The 22,170-nt window shown below is 37.1% G+C and carries 19 protein-coding genes and 2 pseudogenes; 19 read left to right on the top strand and 2 right to left on the bottom strand.

Annotated elements, in window-relative coordinates:
* The first annotated feature begins 81 nt into the window (after window positions 1-81).
* From nadB to yajC, 12 genes and pseudogenes are all read left to right on the top strand, one after another.
* Window positions 82-1,632 carry an L-aspartate oxidase gene (gene nadB, locus AC0L8O_RS04930; RefSeq protein ID WP_473446825.1) on the top strand — a complete coding sequence of 517 codons (1,551 nt, stop codon included), beginning with the start codon at window positions 82-84 and terminating at the stop codon, window positions 1,630-1,632.
* A 1-nt stretch (window position 1,633) separates the two neighbouring features.
* Window positions 1,634-2,463 (top strand): annotated as a pseudogene (gene nadC, locus AC0L8O_RS04935) (carboxylating nicotinate-nucleotide diphosphorylase).
* A gap of 21 nt (window positions 2,464-2,484) precedes the next feature.
* The gene (nadA, locus tag AC0L8O_RS04940) at window positions 2,485-3,585 is read left to right on the top strand and encodes a quinolinate synthase NadA (protein ID WP_473448665.1); all 1,101 of its coding nucleotides are present in this window, start codon (window positions 2,485-2,487) and stop codon (window positions 3,583-3,585) included.
* 310 nt (window positions 3,586-3,895) lie between these two features.
* Window positions 3,896-4,046, top strand: a pseudogene (safA, locus tag AC0L8O_RS04945) (SafA/ExsA family spore coat assembly protein); the annotation flags it as partial.
* Window positions 4,047-5,397: 1,351 nt separating this feature from the next.
* A complete protein-coding gene (locus tag AC0L8O_RS04950; protein ID WP_473446826.1) occupies window positions 5,398-6,123 on the top strand; it encodes a YhcN/YlaJ family sporulation lipoprotein in 726 nt (241 codons plus the stop codon).
* A gap of 126 nt (window positions 6,124-6,249) precedes the next feature.
* Window positions 6,250-6,783, top strand: coding sequence for a BofC C-terminal domain-containing protein (locus AC0L8O_RS04955; RefSeq protein WP_473446827.1), 534 nt, complete (start codon window positions 6,250-6,252; stop codon window positions 6,781-6,783).
* A 185-nt stretch (window positions 6,784-6,968) separates the two neighbouring features.
* On the top strand, window positions 6,969-7,577 hold the full coding sequence (gene ruvA / locus AC0L8O_RS04960; protein WP_026558623.1) for a Holliday junction branch migration protein RuvA: 609 nt from the start codon (window positions 6,969-6,971) through the stop codon (window positions 7,575-7,577).
* A 9-nt stretch (window positions 7,578-7,586) separates the two neighbouring features.
* Window positions 7,587-8,591 (top strand): Holliday junction branch migration DNA helicase RuvB, encoded by a 1,005-nt coding sequence (gene ruvB, locus AC0L8O_RS04965; protein WP_473446828.1) that lies wholly within the window; start codon window positions 7,587-7,589, stop codon window positions 8,589-8,591.
* Window positions 8,584-8,784: a DUF2905 domain-containing protein gene (locus AC0L8O_RS04970; RefSeq protein WP_026558625.1), complete on the top strand. Its 201-nt coding sequence runs from the start codon at window positions 8,584-8,586 to the stop codon at window positions 8,782-8,784. The genes ruvB and AC0L8O_RS04970 overlap by 8 nt, the downstream gene beginning before the upstream one ends.
* Before the next feature lie 48 nt (window positions 8,785-8,832).
* Window positions 8,833-9,861 carry a tRNA preQ1(34) S-adenosylmethionine ribosyltransferase-isomerase QueA gene (queA, locus tag AC0L8O_RS04975; RefSeq protein ID WP_473446829.1) on the top strand — a complete coding sequence of 343 codons (1,029 nt, stop codon included), beginning with the start codon at window positions 8,833-8,835 and terminating at the stop codon, window positions 9,859-9,861.
* A 61-nt stretch (window positions 9,862-9,922) separates the two neighbouring features.
* Complete coding sequence (gene tgt / locus AC0L8O_RS04980) at window positions 9,923-11,068, top strand: tRNA guanosine(34) transglycosylase Tgt (protein WP_078432447.1); 1,146 nt, start codon at window positions 9,923-9,925, stop codon at window positions 11,066-11,068.
* Window positions 11,069-11,093: 25 nt separating this feature from the next.
* Window positions 11,094-11,354, top strand: coding sequence for a preprotein translocase subunit YajC (yajC, locus tag AC0L8O_RS04985; protein ID WP_473446830.1), 261 nt, complete (start codon window positions 11,094-11,096; stop codon window positions 11,352-11,354).
* A 227-nt stretch (window positions 11,355-11,581) separates the two neighbouring features.
* On the opposite strand, the gene AC0L8O_RS04990 is transcribed toward yajC, so the two are convergent.
* A complete protein-coding gene (locus AC0L8O_RS04990; protein ID WP_473448668.1) occupies window positions 11,582-11,905 on the bottom strand; it encodes a TIGR04086 family membrane protein in 324 nt (107 codons plus the stop codon).
* A 279-nt stretch (window positions 11,906-12,184) separates the two neighbouring features.
* On the opposite strand from AC0L8O_RS04990, the gene AC0L8O_RS04995 reads away from it, so the two are divergent.
* Together AC0L8O_RS04995 and AC0L8O_RS05000 are read left to right on the top strand one after the other, a co-directional pair.
* Window positions 12,185-13,477, top strand: coding sequence for an ArsB/NhaD family transporter (locus AC0L8O_RS04995; protein ID WP_473446831.1), 1,293 nt, complete (start codon window positions 12,185-12,187; stop codon window positions 13,475-13,477).
* A 77-nt stretch (window positions 13,478-13,554) separates the two neighbouring features.
* Complete coding sequence (locus AC0L8O_RS05000; RefSeq protein ID WP_473446832.1) at window positions 13,555-14,214, top strand: DUF421 domain-containing protein; 660 nt, start codon at window positions 13,555-13,557, stop codon at window positions 14,212-14,214.
* A gap of 46 nt (window positions 14,215-14,260) precedes the next feature.
* On the opposite strand, the gene spoVB is transcribed toward AC0L8O_RS05000, so the two are convergent.
* Window positions 14,261-15,832 (bottom strand): stage V sporulation protein B, encoded by a 1,572-nt coding sequence (spoVB, locus tag AC0L8O_RS05005; RefSeq protein WP_473446833.1) that lies wholly within the window; start codon window positions 15,830-15,832, stop codon window positions 14,261-14,263.
* Window positions 15,833-15,971: 139 nt separating this feature from the next.
* On the opposite strand from spoVB, the gene AC0L8O_RS05010 reads away from it, so the two are divergent.
* The 5 genes from AC0L8O_RS05010 (at window position 15,972) to AC0L8O_RS05030 (ending at window position 22,094) form a co-directional block, all read left to right on the top strand.
* Complete coding sequence (locus tag AC0L8O_RS05010) at window positions 15,972-16,265, top strand: post-transcriptional regulator (protein ID WP_473448671.1); 294 nt, start codon at window positions 15,972-15,974, stop codon at window positions 16,263-16,265.
* Between the two features lie 117 nt (window positions 16,266-16,382).
* Entirely contained in the window at window positions 16,383-18,626 is a 2,244-nt protein-coding gene (gene secDF, locus AC0L8O_RS05015; RefSeq protein ID WP_473446834.1) for a protein translocase subunit SecDF, read from the top strand.
* Between the two features lie 179 nt (window positions 18,627-18,805).
* Window positions 18,806-19,126 (top strand): LapA family protein, encoded by a 321-nt coding sequence (locus AC0L8O_RS05020; RefSeq protein ID WP_473446835.1) that lies wholly within the window; start codon window positions 18,806-18,808, stop codon window positions 19,124-19,126.
* Between the two features lie 84 nt (window positions 19,127-19,210).
* Window positions 19,211-21,565 carry a single-stranded-DNA-specific exonuclease RecJ gene (gene recJ, locus AC0L8O_RS05025; protein ID WP_473446836.1) on the top strand — a complete coding sequence of 785 codons (2,355 nt, stop codon included), beginning with the start codon at window positions 19,211-19,213 and terminating at the stop codon, window positions 21,563-21,565.
* Between the two features lie 16 nt (window positions 21,566-21,581).
* A complete protein-coding gene (locus AC0L8O_RS05030) occupies window positions 21,582-22,094 on the top strand; it encodes an adenine phosphoribosyltransferase (RefSeq protein ID WP_026558636.1) in 513 nt (170 codons plus the stop codon).
* Window positions 22,095-22,170: the final 76 nt, after the last annotated feature.

Below are 22,170 nucleotides of genomic sequence, written 5' to 3' on the forward strand. Positions count from 1 at the left end.
CTATAAATAAAAACTCTTGTCATTATTTTAAATTTATGTAAATATAGGTGTCAAGACAGGTGTAAATTACAGGAGGGTGCTATGCCTCAAACAGATGTTATTATAATCGGTAGTGGACTTGCGGCTCTAACTGTTGCATACCATCTACGTCATAAACATGTGAAAATAATCACGAAATCTTCATGGTCACAAAGTAATTCAATGCTTGCTCAAGGCGGTATTGCAGCAGCAGTTGCTAATAATGACTCATGGAAAAATCATTTCGAGGATACAATTGCTGCCGGGTGTTATCATAATCACGTTAAAAACGTAGAATATCTCGTTCAAGAAGGTCCTAGAGAATTAAACGAGTGGATTCAACGAGGTGTAAAGTTTGATTGTGATACAAAGGGACAGCTTTTACTCGGTAAAGAAGGAGCGCATAGCCACCATCGAATTATTCATGCTGGCGGAGATGCAACAGGGAAAGAGTTAACTAGTTTTCTATTTTATCAATCAAAACCTTACGTACAAATTGTTGAAAATGAAATAGCAATAGATTTAATAATAGAGCAAAATTGTTGCCAAGGAGTTAACACGAAAAATAATCAAGGTGAAATAAACTCATATTTTGCAAGTCATGTCATCATAGCAAGTGGAGGTTGTGGTGCGGTTTATGGTCAAACCTCAAATAAAGATGTCATTACCGGTGATGGAATCGCCATGGCTTTTCGGGCTGGTGCTGAGTTAGCAGACATGGAATTTGTTCAATTTCATCCAACAATGCTTCATATTAACGGAAAGTGTGTTGGCCTTATTTCTGAAGCAGTTAGGGGAGAAGGTGCTTCTTTAGTTACACAAAATGGAAAAGCATTTATGCATACCATCCACCATCAAGGAGATCTTGCTCCAAGAGATGTAGTATCACGAGCGATATTTGATGAGTTGGAGAAAGGAAATCAGGTATTTCTTGATATTTCCTCAATAAAAAACTTCAATTCCAGATTTCCAACGATAACAGCGCTTTGTAAACAGTATGATATTAATTTAGCAGGTGGTAAGATCCCAGTTGCCCCGGGAATGCATTTTTTAATGGGTGGGATTAAAACAAATGAGAATGGTGAAACAAATATTCAACATCTATTTGCAGTAGGCGAGGCAGCTTGTACGGGTGTACATGGTGCTAATCGATTAGCAAGTAATTCCCTGTTGGAAGGGCTTGTATTTGGAAAAAGGATAGCAAACTATATCTCATCCATTTCGGCAAAAGTACCTCAGTCAAGAACAACAAAAAATACAGCTAAACAAGTAAATGAAAAGCCGAAATTACCAACAAAAAAACAAATACAAGAAATCATGACCACATATGTTGGAATTCAAAGGTCTACTACAGGATTGCAGTTTGCAATAAAGTGGTTTGAGAAATACCGGGATCAACTATCTGGTCAAAATATTAATGTGAAGACTTTCACAATAAATGAAATAGAAGTCATCAATATGTTAACAATCGGCTGGATTATTGCAACGTCTGCTTTTAAAAGAACGGAAAGTAGAGGCGGACACTATCGAATCGATTATCCTAAACGAAATGATCATGATTGGCAAAGAAAACAAGTAAAGATCACAAAATCCGAAATGTTTGTGGGGGTTTAACATGCATACGATCAAAATAAAAAAGAAGTTGGAAGAATTTTTTTAGAGGATCTTGGAGAAATTGATATCTCCAGTCAAATGGTTTTTGGTAAGGAATCCAATGGTGAAGCAATTATATTAGCAAAAGAAGATGGTCTTTTTGCAGGAGCAGATATAATCGGAATGGGTTATTCTTTGTTCCAAACGGATCTTCAAGTAAATGTAAAAAAACAAGATGGAGAAAAAGTAAAGAAAGGAGACATCATCGCTGAAATCAAGGGCCCTGTTTCTGTTATTTTAAGTGGTGAACGTGTGATTTTAAATATCTTACAACGAATGAGCGGGGTTGCTACCTTAACCAATACAGCTGTTCAGAAGCTAAATTCTAATCACACGAGAATTTGCGACACCAGAAAAACATCGCCAGGCTTTAGAATGTTTGAGAAATATGCGGTTCGTTGCGGTGGAGGTTTTAATCACCGATTTGGACTTTACGATGGAGTGATGATAAAAGATAACCACATTGCATTTGCTGGTTCAATTTCAAATGCTGTAAAAAAAGTAAGGAATCAAACAGGCCATATGGTAAAGATTGAAGTTGAAATTGAGACGGAAGAACAACTTCATGAAGCAATTGATGCAAGAGCAGATGTTATTATGTTTGATAATCGATCACCTGATGAAGTGGCAAGATTCGTTGAGATCACACCAAAATCAATTATTACAGAAGCATCAGGAGGCATTGGGTTTCATAATCTTGCTGACTATAGAAACACAAATGTAGATTATATTTCCTTAGGGATGCTGACTCATTCATATCAATCATTGGACATTAGTTTGAACGTTAAATAGGGGGAATGGAAGATGGAATTACTGGATATTTTAGAACATGAAAAAAGAGAAATGATGCCTGAAACCTATAAGAACTTAACAATAGAGGAAATGGAACAACGAGTCCGCGAAATAAAGCAAAAATTTGGCTCAAAGCTATATATTCCAGGACATCATTATCAAAAAGATGAGGTTGTCCAATTTTCCGATGTGACTGGAGATTCCCTGCAGCTGGCACAGGCGGCAGCATTAAATAAAGAAGCAGAATTTATCGTTTTTTGCGGTGTTCACTTTATGGCTGAAACAGCGGACATGCTTACATCCCAAAATCAAAAAGTCATTCTCCCTGACATGAGAGCAGGTTGTTCTATGGCAGATATGGCGGATATTGAACAAACAGATCGTGCTTGGGAAAAACTACAAAACATATTTGGAGATACAATTTTACCTTTAACATATGTTAATTCCACAGCTGCTATTAAAGCATTTGTTGGTAAAAATGGTGGGGCAACGGTCACTTCTTCAAATGCAAAAAAAATGTTGGAGTGGGCCTTTAAGCAAAAAGAAAGAATTTTATTTTTACCAGATCAGCATCTAGGAAGAAATACAGCCTTTGATTTAGGTATACCATTAGAACGGATGGCGATATGGAATCCGATCAGCAATGAGCTTGAATATACTGGTAATGTTGAAGATATTATTGTTATTCTTTGGAAAGGACACTGCTCAGTCCATGAAAATTTCACAGTGAAAAATATTGAACATATCCGTAAAACAGAACCGGATATGAAGATTATTGTTCATCCGGAATGCAGCCGTGAAGTTGTGGAGTTATCTGATTATGCGGGATCCACAAAGTATATTATTGACATGATAGAAGCGGCAGAAGAAGGAACAAAATGGGCGATAGGAACAGAGATGAATCTTGTAAATCGATTAATTCAAAACCATGAAAACAAAAGGATTATTTCTCTAAATCCTTTTATGTGCCCATGTTTAACAATGAACCGAATTGATCTACCGCACCTTTTATGGACGTTAGAAGGTCTGGAAAATGGCGAAATTATTAACCAGATTACAGTGCCGGACAATATAACGAATGATGCTGTCCTGGCTTTAGATCGTATGTTAGCGAATGTATAAGAGAGAAAAGAACCGACCACTATCATTGAAGTGGCCGGTTCTTTTTGAGTTTGGATAATATTTCTATCGCCATCTTCATATGCATGGTAATAAGTTTGTTTTTATAGGTTTATCCACTTTTTATAAGTATTTTTATCATATTCACTACTTTCCATTCATAAATTGTTATGAAGATTGTTGGCATTATCATTTGTTTATAACTTGCTCAACATAATGAAATCAATGAATTGGAAGAAGAAAATCATTATGTTCATTCCTCCATCATGAATAAATGATGGTAGATTTATTTCTTTGCTTAGGAGGGAAAGCGTTGAAAATTCATATTGTCCAAAAAGGCGATACTTTATGGAAAATTGCTAAAAAATATGGGGTTGATTTTGAAGAGTTAAAGAGTATGAATACTCAATTAAGTAACCCGGATTTAATTATGCCAGGCATGAAAATTAAAGTACCTTCCGGAAATATTGCAGTGAAAAAAGAAGCGCCGATTCAACAGGCTGCACCAATTAAGAAGGAAATGCCGAAGGCAGAGCATCCATTTGCAAAAGAAAAGCCAAAGGCAGTTGTTGATGTTGAAGATACAGTTCCAAAAGAGCCTGTAACAGAAAAACCATCAAAACCATTTATACCTCCTGTACCTAATGCTCAACATCCGGTATATACTGGGATGGATGTGAATAATTATTATACGGTGAATATGGCGATGATGCCAAATATGGCTAATCCACCTTTACCACAAAAGCCGGCAAATGTGTTACCTGAAATGACAAAAGAAGAGGCAGAAGTAGAAAAAGCAGAGCCATATTACTTACCAGAAGAAAAACATGAGGAGGATTTAAAAGATATGGCAAATATGCCGAATGTACCAAACATGCCGAACATTCCAAATATGCAGATGCCAACACAAACGCAACCTGCCATGTATCAACCGCAATATGTTGCGCCACAGTACATGGTTCCAGTATCGCCAGTTTTACCGGGTTCAGGACTTTGTCCACCTTATTATCCAATGCACCCGATGCCATATGGTTACAATCCGGCAATGATGCCGCAGACTCAACCGCAGCCCTACCCAACAGCAGTTAGCCCGGCTGAATTTGACGAAGACGACGATGATGATTATGATTATGAAGATCACGCGGGTATGCAAAATATGCCATATCCTCAAGCTGTTGCTCCTGCTCATTATGGGGCGGGATTCCCGGTTAATCCATATGCCGGAGTACCTGTTTCACCTGTAATGCCTGGACCGGGATTTGGTGGTTATCCAAATCAAGTATTAGGAGCATATGGTGAAGCACCTAATGATGATTATGAAAATCACTCAAATATGCCGAATCAACCATATCCGCAAGCAGTGGCTCCTGCGTATGATCAAGGAGATTGTGGATGCGGTGGACCGGCAGCACCATCACCATATGGCTATCAGATGCCGATGCAGCAACCTTATTACGGTCAACAGCCCATGATGGCACCACAACCTTACTATGGTCAGCAACCTATGATGGCACCACCACAACCATTTGCACCATACGGGCAGTATGGATTTAATCCGTCGCAACAACAACAAATGCAAATGCCGGGTGCAGGTGGTCAAATGTTTGGGATGCCTAATTATGATCGTGAGGAAGATGAAGATTAAAAATAAACGTGAAAGCAGGAGTTCTCTTACTCCTGTTTTTTTCATTTCCCATAAATTTAATCGTGTTTCCGATAACTAACAGAGTCATCTCCCTTGTTAAAGTACAAGATAGTATTGAGCATGTCTTAAGCTCATAACTCTTGTATGTATATTCCAGGGAGGTTGTTGTTTTGACAAAAGGTAAAAAAGCTGCAGCTTTTACTGCAATTGCCCTTTTAACAACTGGTTTAACCGCTTGTAATGGAGATCAAGGTGCGTTAGAAAATACCAGAAACACTAATCAAGCTCAACCGATAGGATACTATACAAACGAAAATACAAATGGAGCAGATAATGAAGGTCCTGTTACTGAGATGATGGATGGAATGAACGATGGTGATAATAGAAATCATTATTTTCGCCAAGTAAATAATAGAAATAACACCCGAGATATAAGCAATCCAACAGTTCCACTAGGAGACAGGGATGCGGGTCTTGTTCGTGATAATCGCTACAGTAACGGTGATGCGAATTATCATAGACATTTAAATGAAGTTGGTTATTATAATCGCGGTGATGGCGAGGCTGCTCAAAAAATAAAAAATGCGGTTGAAAAAATGGACAATGTTGATAACGCACGAGTTGTGGTAACTGACGATAATGTGTTAGTGGCCGTTGATTCTAATGATAAAAATGATCAAGATATGAAGGAGAAAATTACAAGTCAAACTCGTAAAATGGCCAATGGAAGAAATGTTCAGGTTGTAACGGATGAAGGGACATTTACCCGTGTTCGGAACATCGATAATGATATTCAAAACGGAGTCGATAAAGATGTCATTGATACTGATGTGAACGAATTACTAAACGATCTTGGAAATGCTGTTCAACGTCCTTTTAATGGAAACAACCGCTAATATAAAAAGCAAGAGGCCTTTGCCTCTTGCTTTTTATATTAGTTTTGGTTTCTTTTGGTTAAAACTTCTACTAATGGCTACAATAATAATGATTGCATGTGAATTTATATGAATGAGGTGAGATAGATGAGAATGTCTTATCACAGTCACATCCTAACTGTATGTAGTTTTGTTGTTTTTCTCCTTAGTAGTTTCGTAAGCATTGATACTACCATACCTGTTATGGCAGAAGAAGATAGTATTCAACATCCTTTATCTGTAAAAGTAGTGTTACAAAGAAAATACTTAGATGGAGAGATAAGTGAAGAAATTATCCTGGAGAAAGCAACTTCTATAGGGGAAATAGTGGAAAAGTATTCTGATTGGATACTACTTGATCATAATAAGGAGAGTATAGTATTTCAAAGTAAAGTTGATGATATATCACCATTGTTAAAAACGAATGGATATTTTGGCATTACTGGTGACGGTATATTTTCGATTTTTAATGGGAGACCTGGTTCCAATGATATTATACAATCATTTTTTCAATTAGATGTGGAGAAATTAGAGAGCCACAAGCACGATGAGTTAATGGAAGGAATAAGAATTGAATCAAAAGATCAATATCTTGAAGTGTTAAAAATATATGAAACATATTCAAAGATTGAAAAGAAGTAATAGTATTATGAACGCTAATCTGAGAGATAAATATCGGGTTAGCTTTTTTTGTACTTCATGAAAAATTAACGATCTTGGAATACAAACTAACTGCTTTTAATGGTATGATATAATAATGAGAACAATTGTGCGCTGATGAAAGAAATTAATTGACACAATGAGGTACAGTCGCAAGAGGTGAGGAAATGATTGAATTTGTTAAAGGATTTGTGGATCATATCACTCCTGAGTATATCGTGATCGATCATCATGGAATTGGATACCAGATACATGCCCCAAACCCCTTTAGTTACACAAAAAGTCGTAAAGAAGAAACGATTGTTTATACATATCAACATGTGAGAGAAGATCTAATAGCGTTATACGGGTTCTCTTCCAGGGAAGAAAAAGCTTTGTTCATGAAATTATTGAACGTAACGGGTATTGGACCGAAGGGAGCGTTGGCTATTTTAGCATCTGGTAATCCCTCCCAGGTGATTGAGGCAATTGAAAATGAAAATGACACATTTTTAGTGAAATTCCCCGGGGTTGGAAAAAAGACAGCACGTCAGATTATTCTGGATTTAAAAGGAAAGCTTGCCGATGTCGCTGCCTTATATTCCCCTGATCTTTTTAACCATGAAGAAATAGAGTATAAAGAGTCTGCAAATCATGCATTGAACGAAGCGATAGAAGCGTTGAAAGTGCTGGGATATGCTGAACGAGAGATTAAAAAAATTGTTCCATCCTTACAAAAAGAAACGTTAACAACAGATCAATATGTAAAAAAAGCATTGCAAAAGCTATTAAAGTAAGGTGATAACATGGATGAACGCCTTGTTTCGGGTGAAGCGGATATACAAGAATCCTATATAGAACAAACCTTAAGACCACAATCACTGTCACAGTATATTGGTCAAGATAAAGTAAAGGAAAATTTAAGGGTGTTTATTGAAGCAGCTAAAATGCGGAGTGAGACACTTGATCATGTACTTTTATATGGACCACCAGGTTTAGGGAAAACAACATTGGCAACAATTATTGCCAATGAAATGGGTGTTAATATAAGAACTACTTCCGGACCGGCGATCGAGAGACCGGGGGATCTGGCAGCCGTATTAACTGCTCTCGAACCTGGTGATGTGTTATTTATTGATGAAATTCATCGTTTGCATCGATCAATTGAGGAAGTTTTATATCCTGCAATGGAGGATTTTTGCTTGGATATCGTCATTGGTAAAGGATCAACGGCAAGATCTGTCAGGTTGGATCTCCCTCCATTTACGTTAATCGGTGCAACAACAAGAGTAGGCCTTTTAACAGCTCCGCTTCGTGATCGATTTGGTGTTTTAAGCAGGCTGGAATATTATAATGAGAACCAGCTAGCTTATATTATTGAAAGAACGGCTGATCTCTTTGGTATTGGTATGGAACACGAAGCAGCGATAGAAATGGCCAGAAGATCAAGAGGTACACCACGAATAGCCAATCGACTTCTTAAAAGGGTAAGAGATTTTGCACAAGTAACGGGTGAAGAAACCATCTCAACCGTATTAGCTGTGGATGCACTTGAACGTCTTCAGGTAGATAAGCTTGGTCTTGATCATATCGACCACAAATTACTTTTAGGAATTATTGAGAAATTTCGTGGTGGACCGGTTGGAATTGATACAATCTCGGCAACAATAGGAGAAGAATCACATACAATTGAGGACGTTTATGAACCCTACTTATTACAGATAGGTTTCCTGCAACGAACACCTAGGGGAAGAATTGTTACAGATCTCGTCTATAAACATTTTCAAATGGAGGCCCCTCATCATGATTGATTTTCCAAAAGTATTAATGATTATTGGCGGAATCCTTCTGGTTGTTGGATTTTTTCTACAGTTTATTGGAAAACTACCAGGTGATATTGTGTTTAAGAAAGGAAATACGACAGTCTTTTTCCCTATCGTAACCTGTATTGTCGTCAGTATTATTCTTTCCTTTGTTTTCTCGTTTTTTGGTCGATTTAAATAAAAAAGAACAATAAAGGTAAATAAGTAAGTTAGAAATTAGGTGAATGGTTTGAAAGTAGAATTATTTGATTTTCATCTTCCTGAAGAATTAATCGCACAAGTTCCATTAAAAGAACGTGATGCGTCAAGACTAATGGTTCTTCAAAAAGATAATGGTGAGCTTAAACATGAATCGTTTAAATCAATTATTAATTATTTGCAAGCTGGTGATTGCTTAGTATTAAACAATACCAGGGTGATGCCGGCACGTTTATTCGGAACCAAGGAAGATACAGGTGCAAGCATCGAAATATTATTACTAAAGCAGCAGGAAGATGACATATGGGAAACACTGGTGAAACCTGCTAAAAGGGTAAAAGAGGGTACTATTATTTCATTTGGTTCCGGTAACCTGAAAGCAACCTGTGTTGGAACAAGTGATCATGGCGGACGTTTGCTAAAGTTTGAATATGAAGGTATTTTTTATGAAGTGCTCGAGAAATTAGGAGAGATGCCTTTACCACCTTATATAAAAGAACAATTAGATGATCGTGAACGTTACCAAACTGTGTTTTCACGTGAAATTGGTTCTGCAGCTGCTCCAACTGCTGGGTTGCATTTTACAGAGGAAATTCTTGACCAGTTAAAAGAAAAGGGAGTTCATATCGCCTTTATTACCTTACATGTTGGTTTAGGAACTTTCCGTCCGGTAAGTGCAGATACGGTAGAAGAGCATGAAATGCATGCAGAATTTTATCAAGTAACCGATGGAACAGCTGCATTGTTAAATAACGTAAGATCTAATGGTGGAAGAATTATCACAGTGGGAACAACTTCTACGAGAACGCTTGAAACGATTGCATCTAAACATAATGGTCAATTTGTTGCCGAAAGTGGCTGGACGAATATTTTTATTTATCCAGGCTATGAATTTAAAGGGATTGATGGAATGGTTACAAACTTTCACCTTCCTAAATCATCGCTGATTATGTTAGTAAGTGCTTTAGCATCTAGGGAATATGTGATAAATGCGTATGAAACTGCTGTAAGAGAGAAATATCGCTTCTTTAGTTTTGGAGATGCGATGCTGATCATTTAAATAAAAATGGTGTTATTTATAAGAGGTGCTTTTGTACTTCTTGGTTTAAGGAGGAAATAAGGTGTCAACTTCACCAATTCGATACGAACTAATAAAAACATGTAAGCAAACAGGAGCAAGGCTGGGAAGAGTGCATACTCCACACGGCAGTTTTGAGACTCCTGTGTTTATGCCAGTTGGAACATTAGCAACAGTCAAAACAATGTCTCCGGAAGAGCTTAAAGAAATGGGAGCAGGTATTATTCTAAGTAATACATATCATTTATGGTTACGACCAGGTAATGAAATCGTTAAGGAAGCTGGCGGCCTTCATAATTTCATGAATTGGGATCGGGCTATCTTAACCGATTCAGGCGGGTTTCAAGTCTTTAGTTTAAGTGAATTTCGCAAGATTGAAGAAGAAGGAGTTCATTTCCGGAATCATTTAAACGGGGATAAGCTTTTCCTATCCCCTGAAAAAGCAATGCAGATCCAAAATGATCTGGGATCTGATATTATGATGGCTTTTGATGAATGTCCACCATATCCAGCTGAATATGATTATATGAAGAAATCTGTAGAACGCACAAGCCGTTGGGCAGAGCGTTGTTTAAAGGCTCATGCAAGACCAAACGACCAAGGTCTTTTCGGAATTATTCAGGGCGGAGAATACGAGGAGCTTAGGAAGCAAAGTGCAAGGGATTTGGTGTCCATGGATTTCCCTGGATACGCAGTTGGTGGTTTATCGGTTGGAGAACCTAAAGATGTGATGAACCGTGTGCTGGAATTTACAACACCTCTCATGCCTGACAATAAACCACGATACTTAATGGGGGTAGGATCACCTGACTCTCTTATCGACGGAGCTATTCGTGGAATTGATATGTTTGATTGTGTGCTTCCAACTCGAATTGCCCGTAATGGTACACTCATGACAAGTGAAGGACGCTTAGTTGTAAAAAATGCTAAGTATGCTAGAGATTTTGGCCCATTAGATGAAAATTGTGATTGCTATACATGTAGAAATTACTCACGTGCCTATATTCGTCATTTAATAAAAAGTGATGAAACATTCGGATTGAGATTAACTTCTTATCATAATCTATATTTTCTGGTAAACTTAATGGAGAAAGTTAGACAAGCAATCCGTGAAGATCGCTTAGGCGATTTCCGTGATGAATTTTTTGAAGCTTACGGCTTTAACAAACCGAATGCTAAAAACTTCTAATACCCGCATGAAAGGGGTGATATAAATGGAAATGCTAGGAACAGTCTTACCGTTAGTATTGATGTTTGCGATTTTTTACTTCTTGCTGATTCGTCCGCAACAAAAACAACAAAAAGCGGTTCGTGAAATGCAAAATAGCCTATCTAAAGGTGACAAGATTGTAACAATCGGTGGATTACATGGTATCCTTGACTCAATTGACGAGAACAAAATTGTTCTTAAAGTTGGAGATGGAACTCGTCTTACATTCGATCGTAAATCTGTACGTGAAGTTATTAGAGATTAATAAGTACATAATAAAACCAGGGACATAGGCCCTGGTTTTTATTTATAGGTAAAAATATAGTACTCAGTTTAGGTGTCTAGCTCCAGCGCCTAGCCTAGCCCCGGAACATAGGACGTCGTGCTTTTGACTGCCTCTAGGTCTAGACGCAAATGAATTGAAGACAAACAAGGTCTCCTATTCATTTGTGTCTTATTTGTCCTGGGCTGATCAAGGCGCTTGCGCATTTCTTATGCTCTAGATGAAGATAAATTCACTCCGAAAATACCACCTAACATGGCCACTAATAAAAATCCTCCATGATACATGAGCTCTTGCAACGAGAAGATTTCACCATGACCTAAAAATTTAAATAAAAGAATAATGAGTGAAAAAAGAATAGCTGTAATTCCTCCGATTAGCCAGCCTTTTTCCTTTCCGTTTCCTCCTGCGACAAATCCGCCAATGAACAAGGCTAAAATAGATAAACCGAGAATGAGCCATGTAATCGAAGATTCAGTGAGACTTGTGAATTTTAAAAGCAAAGAAAATATGAGACTCGTAACAAGAGCCATAACAAAAATGGTGATAAGACCAAATAGGATCGCTTTTCCCCACTTTTTTGTTTCCACAAAGCTTCCCCCTTTCAATCTGTACAAATTTAGTTCGAGCTTGTTTATGCTCGTCTTTATTAAAGAATATTCATGGAAGAAAAAAATAGACTATAAATATTTTAGTGGACTTGCATCATATGATGGTAATGGGGACTTGCTGTTTAATTGACAGAAAAAATGTAATGAAAGATTTAACAGATAGATCATGAGAATGAAGGAATTTAAAAGGGGGAGTAGGAAATGTTTACTGTGCTAACAGTTATGATCTTTCTCATCACATATATAGTTATTATGACGGAGAAGATTGATCGGTCACTAGCAGCCGGCTTAGGTGGAATTGCCATGCTTATTGTAGGCATTTATGATGTTAACAAGGCATTTGTTACGTATATCGATTGGAATACAATCGCCTTATTATTTGCGATGATGCTCATTGTTATCGTTACAAGTCAGACAGGTGTGTTTGAATTCTTAGCAATTGTCATGGCAAAAATGGTTAAAGGACGACCTATTCCATTACTTATAGTTATTTCAACTTTAACTGCAATTGGGTCAGCATTTTTAGCCAATGTTACAATGGTATTATTGCTTGTGCCAATCATCCTAACAATTGTAAGAATGATTCATATACCTGCCATCCCTTATTTAATTTCCATTATCATTGCTTCGAATATTGGGGGGACAGCTACTTTAATTGGAGACCCTCCAAATATTATGATCGGTCAGGCAGTTGAGCATTTAACATTTAATGCTTTTCTAATTCACTTAAGCCCTATAGTCCTGCTCATTTTTTTCGTGATACTGGGTTATTTAATTTTTGTTTATTGGGACAAATTAAAGGCGGATCATATTGATCAGAAAAAGTTAACTTCCATAAGAGCCAGAGATTATTTAAAGGTAACACCTGCACTGCCTAAGTCAGTTTCTGTTTTGATCATGACGATCATAGGTTTTATGTTAAACCCACTTCTTCATATTGATTTAACAAGTATTGCATTAGCAGGAGCTTTGTTATTGTTATTATTAACTCATGATGAATATAAGCCAGATGAGGTATTAAAGCAGGTAGAATGGGGAACATTATTTTTCTTTATTGGCCTTTTTATGTTAATAGGAGGGCTGGAAGAGGTTGGAATTATTGATGAGCTTGCAAGAGGCTTAGTTTTTTATACAGAGGGTGATTTACCTAAAACGTCAATGCTCATTCTTTGGATGACAGGTGTCCTATCAGGATTTGTGGATAATATCCCTTTTGTTGCGGCAATGATACCTGTGATTCTTGAATTCAAAGATTATGGAATGACAAACCTTGACCCATTGTGGTGGTCCTTAGCATTAGGCGCATGTTTGGGAGGTAACGGTACATTATTGGGAGCAAGTTCAAATCTGGTTGTAGCAGGTTTAGCTGCTAAGGAAAAGGAAGATATTAAATTTATTGAATTTTTAAAAGTTGGGTTTCCTATTGTCATTATCTCACTTGGAATATCCTCCGTCTATGTGTATATTCGTTACTTAATTCACTTTGCAGTATAAAGTGAATTCTTTACATAAAACATAGCATATCGTTCAAAATAAGGAATAATGGATGAGGGAGGAAAGGAGAACATATAGTGGAATATTATTTAACGATCTTAATTCGGACCCTGTTACTATATTTTCTCATCGTTTTTATTTTTAGGGTAATGGGAAAAAGAGAAATAGGTGAATTGAGCATCTTGGATCTTGTTGTTTTTATTATGATCGCGGAAATGGCCGTAACGGCCATTGAAGATCCTAAAGATCCACTCGTACATACTGTCATTCCTATGCTTATCTTAATGATCATTCAAATCTCCTTGGCCTATTTCTCCTTGAAAAATCAAAAAATTAGACATTTATTAGATGGGAAGCCGACCATTATCATTAACCAGGGAAAAGTTGATGAGCATGCCATGAGAACACAGCGATATAATTTCGATGATTTAATGACTCAGCTCCGGGACAAGGATATTAATAATGTAGCGGATGTTGAGTTTGCCATTCTTGAACCTTCAGGAAAACTATCAGTTATAGAGAAACAAAATAAGGGTAAAAAACAAACGGAAATACAATTGCCGCTCATAGTTGATGGTATCATTCAGGAGAATAATTTGGATATCATTCAAAAAAACAACCTATGGCTAAGACAACAGCTTAAAAAACTAGGTTACAAAGAAATGAAACAAATTTCTTTATGTACGTTTGGGAATGGAGTATTTTATATCGATTTAAAGGATGAAGATAAAAATTAAGAAAGAGAAGCTGAACACGACATTCAGCTTCTCTTTTATTTCTATCTTATTTAACAGGTATAAGTCTTGAAAGATAAGAACCAACGAAGGGGATCCGTTTTACTTCATCTTTTTCAACTAATTTAAAGACGAGAAGAAGTAAACAGTAAATGACCGTTGTGATACTCAAACTAGTAAGTAACCTAAAAATAAGAGGAGTAGCTTCGAATATGTACTCATAGGCAAAGAATCCAGCTAATCCTGCAAGCACCATTGTTACACCATTCTTTACATACTCCCTAACATGTATTGTGAATGGTACAACCTTAATGACAGTCGCTAAGTGCAATAAGGTTACAAGCATTATTCCGATAACAATAGCGAGTGCAGCCCCCATGATTCCTAGAGATGGACGTGTGGCAAGGACAAAGATGAGAGCTGTTTTAACAACTGAGCCAATTAAACTATTGATCATAGCAGCCTTTGCCAAATCCAAGGCTTGTAAAACAGCCTGCAAAGGACCTTGAAAGTAATGAAAAATAAAGAAAGGGGCCATTACCTGAACAAATATAGCTGATTTATTCGTTCCGTACATAACAGTCATTAACGGATCTGAAAATACGTATAAAATAACACACGCCAATCCTCCGCTAATAAGGGACAAGCGTAGAGCTTGCTGTAATCGGTGTTCAACTGTTTTTAATTGATTGTTCGCCATTGCTTCACTAATAGCAGGAACTAATGAGGTTGATAACGAAAAGGTAATAAATGATGGAAGCATAAGTAAAGGTATGGCATATCCGGTGAGTGCACCGTATTGTTTAGTTGCGGCGGCCGTTGCGACACCTGCGATATATAAGCTATTTGCAACGACGATTGGCTCAAAAAACCAGGAAATATTTCCGATGAATCTACTCCCGGTTGTGGGAAGGGCGATGTTCATTAACTGATTCAATGTTTCTTTCCCATTTTTTACTGAATTGAAAAACTTTCTGCGGATTTTTATTTTCTTTTTCATTTTAAACATTGTCACTAAATATATAAGTGAAACTAATTCCCCGATAACGGCAGAAATCATCGCGCCGGCAGCGGCATATTCTATTCCATATGGTAGGAAAGCACTTGTGCAAACTGCAACAAGAGAAATTCGAACAATTTGTTCTAATACTTGGGAAATGGCTGCAGGACGCATGTTTTGTTTACCTTGAAAATACCCGCGAATCACCGATGAAATGGCGACAATTGGTACAACTGGTGCAATAGCCAAAAGAGGCCAATAGGTGCGGTGATCTGTAAAGACGTGCTGAGATAAATAAGGTGCAAGTAAAATCATGGCTGGAGTGAAAATAAGACTTAATGTACCTGTGACAGAGAGCGAAACAACCAGTATTTTTTTTATTCTCCGGTGATCACCCTGTGCTTCCGCTTCTGCTACTAGCTTTGAAATCGCAATAGGTAATCCAAGCTGAGTAATGGTAATAACCAGCACCAGGGTGGGAACTGCCATATTATATAGCCCTACTCCTTCTTCACCGATAAAACGAGCAACGACAATCCGATTAATAAAACCTAGGACACGAGTAATAAACCCTGCTAGAATTAAAATAAGCGTTCCTTTTAGAAACGTCTGCTTTGACATTTTTCTCCCTGCCTTCTCAAATAACGTGGAATCATATACAATTACTATATGCGAGCAAATAGGCCAAGCATGACAAGTTCTACGCAGATTGTGAATTGTTGAAATATAAGAAATCGACTCGACTAAAAGGAGTGTTATGATGAATAAGCAGCCGTTTGATGAATATCGGGATCATGTAAGACCGGCAATTAAAAGTAAACTAGAAGAATTTATTTTACTTGGATATGAGGATGTAACAGAAGAAAGGCTATGGACGTACTTAAAAATGAAGAAGTGGAAAAAAACACCTGAACTATATGTACATGAAGTTGTACGGGATGTGCTTGCTCTTAAAGTGGGTGAATTTATGAATTTTGCGACGGTTGAATCTTTCAAAGGAGGCAACTGGTTTGAAAGTGAGGAAGGACAAAATCTCTTAAAAGGTCTTATTTAGTTTGCTTCTGCTTTATTTACTATCGTATAATTTTTATTGGGAAATGTTGACGTTAGATACATAAAATAAGCATGCCTCCCAAATAGTTCATTTGTTAGAGATTAAGGAGGATACATAATGGTAAAGCGTGGACGCATTGTTGCGTTTTTTCTTCTTGTCTTTGTTGTGGGAAGCTTAATAGGTTTTAACACAAATAAGGCAACAAGTAACATCATACTAGGGTTGGATTTGCAGGGTGGATTTGAAATTCTTTATGAAGTTTCACCGGCTAATGAAGGTGACAAGATAACAAGAGATGTATTAGTCAGTACAGTAAATGCACTTCAAAAAAGAGCGAATGTACTGGGAGTTAGTGAACCGAACATTCAAATCGAAGGTGATGACCGGATTCGGGTTCAACTAGCTGGAGTGAATGACCAAAGTAAAGCAAGGGAAATCCTTTCGACACAAGCTGAATTAACATTTAGAGATTATGAAGACAAAGAAATGTTAAATGGTTCTGACTTGGTTGAAGGTGGAGCGAAGCAATCATTCGATGAGCAGGGAAAACCGAATGTTGCGATAAAATTAAAAGATGCAACCAAATTTAAAGAGGTCACACAGGAGATTGTTGGAAATGCACCTTATAATCAGCTAGTCATCTGGCTTGATTATGAAGAAGGTGATTCTTTCCAAGCAGAAGTTAGTAAAGAGAAGCCGAAATTTATATCATCACCAAACGTTGATCAGGTTTTTAATCAAACAGATGTTACAATTACAGGAACCTTTACAATTCAGGAAGCACAGGACTTGGCAAACCTTCTAAATGCAGGTTCTCTTCCAGTGAAACTAACTGAACTTTACTCTACATCTGTCGGAGCTCAATTTGGTGAACAAGCCCTTGACAGTACTGTTTTAGCGGGTATAGTTGGTATCGCAATTATTTTCTTGTTTATGCTTATATTCTACCGCTTACCTGGATTAATTGCTGTTATAACATTATCAACATATATTTATTTAATTCTTCAAGTATTTGATTGGATGAACGGTGTATTAACACTCCCTGGAATCGCAGCATTAATTCTTGGTGTAGGGATGGCTGTGGATGCCAACATTATTACATATGAAAGAATTAAAGAAGAATTAAAATTAGGCCGCTCTGTTCGTTCGGCATTTAAAGCAGGATCAAGACGTTCTTTTTCAACAATTTTAGATGCAAACATTACAACAATTTTAGCTGGAGGAGTTTTATTTTTCTTCGGGACAAGCTCTGTAAAAGGATTTGCCACAATGCTGATTCTGAGTATTATTATCAGCTTTATCACAGCTGTGTTCCTATCGAGAATTCTATTGGCTTTATTAGTTGAAAGTCGATGGCTTGATAAGAAAAAAAGTTACTTTGGTGTGAAAAAGGATGAGATCCTTAGTATCGAAGAAACTGACGATGATACGATTGCACCAACAAAGTTTGATCATGTTGATTTCTTAAAACACCGGAGAAAATTCTTTATGCTTTCAACATTACTTGTTGTTGCAGGTGTTATTGTTATTTTAGTATTTAAATTAAATCTAGGGATTGATTTTGCAAGTGGTACACGAATCGAGGTATTAGCGGATAAGAGCTTAACAGCCGAGGAAATTGAGAGTGAAATGAGTAAGCTGGACCTCGAAGTGGATGATGTTGTCCTTGCAGGAGAAAACAAAGAGGTTGGAGTTGCACGCTTTATAGGTGTACTTGAACCACAAAAAATTGCTGAAGTAAAAAGCCATTTCAATGAATTGTATGGTTCTGAACCAAATGTAAGTACGGTTTCCCCGACGGTAGGAAAAGAACTTGCAAGGAATGCGATGTATGGAGTGTTAATTGCCTCCATTGGGATTATTATTTATGTATCTATTCGCTTTGAGTTCTATATGGCGCTGGCATCAATTATTGCCTTATTACATGACGCGTTTTTCATTATTGCACTTTTTAGCATCACTAGATTAGAAGTGGATATTACATTTATTGCAGCCGTGTTGACGATTGTCGGGTATTCAATAAATGATACGATCGTTACCTTTGATAGAATCCGGGAATTAAATAAAAAGAAAAAGGCTAAAACGATTGAAGATTTACAGTTTATTGTAAATAGAAGTCTACAACAGACCTTTACCCGTTCAATTAATACTGTGTTAACAGTTGTTATTGCTGTTGCAGCCCTGTTGGTATTTGGTAGCTCATCCATTACGAATTTCTCCATTGCATTATTAGTTGGTTTAGTTGCCGGTACCTATTCTTCTCTATTTATTGCAGCTCAATTATGGCTGATTTGGAAAGGTAAGCAATTAACAAAAAAGAAAGAAACAGCATCTCACGTAACCGATGAACCACAAGTATAACTGACTGTATAAAGGATCAACTCACTCTTTTTGTTACTATGCCATGAGAATGGGGTAATAATAAATAGAGATGGGTTGATTCTTATTTATTGTGTTTTAGTTGGTAACACTATGTTTTGGAGCGAAATAGTGTACTAAAAGCCATTCAAATTGTACTTATCTTAAAAGGAGGGAAGCGGATGAAACGTCAGTGGAGTATAATCCTGGCCATTATCTTTGCCTTAATTATTGCGATTTTTGCAGTCATAAATGTGGAAGCTGTAGAGGTGGATTATTTATTCGGGAAAGCTGAGTGGCCGCTTATTTTACTTATTTTGGGCTCAGTATTTATGGGCGGTTTTATGATTGCCTCTACAGGAGTGGTTAGAATCCTTTCACTCAATCGAAAATTAAAGGCATTAGAAAAGGAAAACACAAAGTTAAAAGAAGAAATAAAAACTTTAGCAGAAACAGATCAGGCTGTGCAAAATGATCGTCCATTAGAAACAGATCTATCATAAACACTAACATCATACAATGGAAGAATCCTTAAATTGAAACCCCTTGGCCACTCTTGTATAATGAGAAGGTTGAGGGGTGAAACTATGTTAAAGGCAAATACAAGGTGGATGATTCAATCATCTGATGAAACCTTCATTCAAAATTTAAGAGAGAATTTATCAGTGACACCATTGGTAGCTTCTTTACTAGTAAATAGAGGAATTAACTCTGTCGAAGCTGCACAGGAATTTTTAGATACGGACTCACAAACTTTTCATGATCCATTTCTCTTAAAAGATATGGACAAAGCTGTGCAACGTATTCAAAAGGCAATTCATAATAATGAACATATCTTGGTTTATGGTGATTATGATGCAGATGGAGTAAGTAGTACGACCGTTTTATTAACGACATTACGAAAATTAGGTGCTAAAGCAGATTTTTATATACCAAATCGATTTTCAGAAGGATATGGACCAAATGAGACAGCATTTAGATTAGCTCATGAAAGGGGCTTTTCACTAATCATTACGGTTGATACCGGTATTGCTGCAGTCCATGAAGCAGAAGTTGCGAAGGATTTAGGTGTGGATTTAATTGTCACTGACCATCATGAACCAGGTCCAGTTTTACCTGATGCATTAGCAATCATACATCCTAAACAGCCGGAATGCATGTATCCATTTAAGGAATTGGCCGGTGTAGGTGTAGCATTTAAATTAAGCCATGCACTGTTGGGGGAAGTCCCAACAGATTTATTAGAGGTTGCAGCAATTGGCACAATTGCTGATTTAGTTGCCCTGCATGGAGAAAATAGATTAATAGCAAAACGTGGTATAAACCAATTAAAAACAACAAATCGAATTGGGTTAAAAGCTCTATTAAAAATTGCCAATGTAAAGCTGCAAGAAATAAATGAGGATACAATAGGTTTCGCTCTTGGTCCTAGAATTAATGCTGTTGGAAGATTACAATCTGCAGATCCAGCTGTCGACTTACTTCTTTCTGATAATGAAGAAGAAGCAATGATGATCGCTGAAGAAATAGACTTACTTAATAAAGAAAGACAAAAACTAGTGAACACAATGACTGAGGAAGCTATTGAAGAGGTTAATACTCGCTTTCCAATTGAGCAAAATCCTGTCCTTGTTATTGCAAGAGAAGGTTGGAATCCAGGTGTTGTTGGGATAGTAGCTTCAAGATTAGTTGATCGTTTTTATCGGCCGACAATTGTTTTAAGTATTGACAAAGAAAAAGGGATTGCAAAGGGATCAGCCCGAAGTATTGCAGGCTTTGATTTGTTTGAAAATTTATCAACATGCCGTGATATTTTACCTCATTTCGGCGGTCATCCCATGGCTGCGGGTATGACGTTACAACTTGAAGATGTAAATAAGCTTCGCGAGAGACTGGTAGAAAAAGCACATATGATATTGACTGAAGATGATTTTATTCCTGTTTCCAGAGTTGATGTTAGCTGTAAATTAGAGGATATAACGGTTAAGTCTATCGAAGAGATGCAACAGTTATCGCCGTTTGGTATGAATAATCCAAAACCGATTATTCATTTGGAAGATATGACATTGGCTAATGTCCGTAAAATAGGGGCAGAGCAAAATCATTTAAAGATTGTCTTTTCACAAGAAGAACAGCAACTCGATTGTGTTGGCTTCGGTATGGGTTATATTCATGATGAGCTCTCACCTGCTGTTGCGGTATCCGCTATTGGAGAGCTTACAATAAATGAATGGAATAACTTGAGAAAACCACAAATTATGCTGAAGGATTTAAAGGTAAATCAATGGCAGCTGTTTGACTTTCGCGGTTCCAGAAATGTTGATCATCTTATTAGCTTACTTTCATCCAATGAAGCTGGGCAGATTATTACATTTCAGTCAAAAACATATGAAGAATTGGTGAAAAGGGGACTGGATCATAAAGCACATCAAGTACAAACGGATGAAGATGCAAAAAATCTTGATGCCCGTGACAAACATCTTCTTTTACTTGACATTCCTTCTTCAATTGAATTATTGGACGGGCTTTTTTCTAAAGGTAAACCTGCAAGAATTTATTCTGTGTTTCAACAAGAAGCGGATCACTTCTTTTCGACAATACCGACAAGGGATCATTTTAAATGGTACTATGGTTTCCTGCTAAAGCAAGGTTCCTTTAAGCTTCGTGAACAAGGTGAGCTTCTTGCGAAACATAAAGGCTGGACAAAAGAAACAATAGAATTTATGTCACAGGTGTTTTTTGAGCTAGAATTTGTTACAATAGAAAATGGTGTTATTTCGACAAATTCCACATCTCGAAAAAGAGATTTAAGTGAATCGAAAACGTATACCCGAAAGCAAAACCAAATTGAACTAGAAAAAACGTTATTATATACATCTTACATGCAGCTTAAGCAGTGGTTTGAACAAAGGTTTCCATTAGATGCGCCTGTAGGTGTATAAGGAGGACAAAGGAAAAATGGATTTAAAGCAATTTGTAACAGTCGTTCCTGATTATCCGAAACCAGGAATTCAATTTAAGGATATTACAACATTAATGGATAATGGGGATGCGTATCGATATGCGACAGACCAAATTGTGGAATATGCTCGTGAAAAAGAGATTGACATCGTTGTTGGTCCAGAGGCACGTGGCTTTATTATCGGTTGTCCAGTGGCATATTCATTAGGAGTAGGCTTTGCTCCAGTACGTAAAGAAGGAAAGTTACCACGTGAGGTTGTACGTGTTGAGTATGGTCTTGAGTATGGTAAAGATGTCCTTACACTCCATAAAGATGCGATTAAGCCTGGTCAAAGAGTATTAATCACAGATGACCTATTGGCAACTGGTGGAACAATTGAAGCGACAATCAAGCTTGTGGAGGAATTAGGTGGAGTTGTAGCAGGTATTGCTTTCTTAATAGAATTATCATATTTAGATGGCCGTAATTTATTGGATGGCTATGATGTTTTAACATTAATGACATTTTAATTATATGGGGACCCGAGTTATTTACAGTTCGGTCCCCATTATTTTTAGAGGCACTCAAACGGGTGCTTTTTTTGCA

The sequence above is a fragment of the Metabacillus sp. KJ11-3 genome, assembly GCF_055808295.1.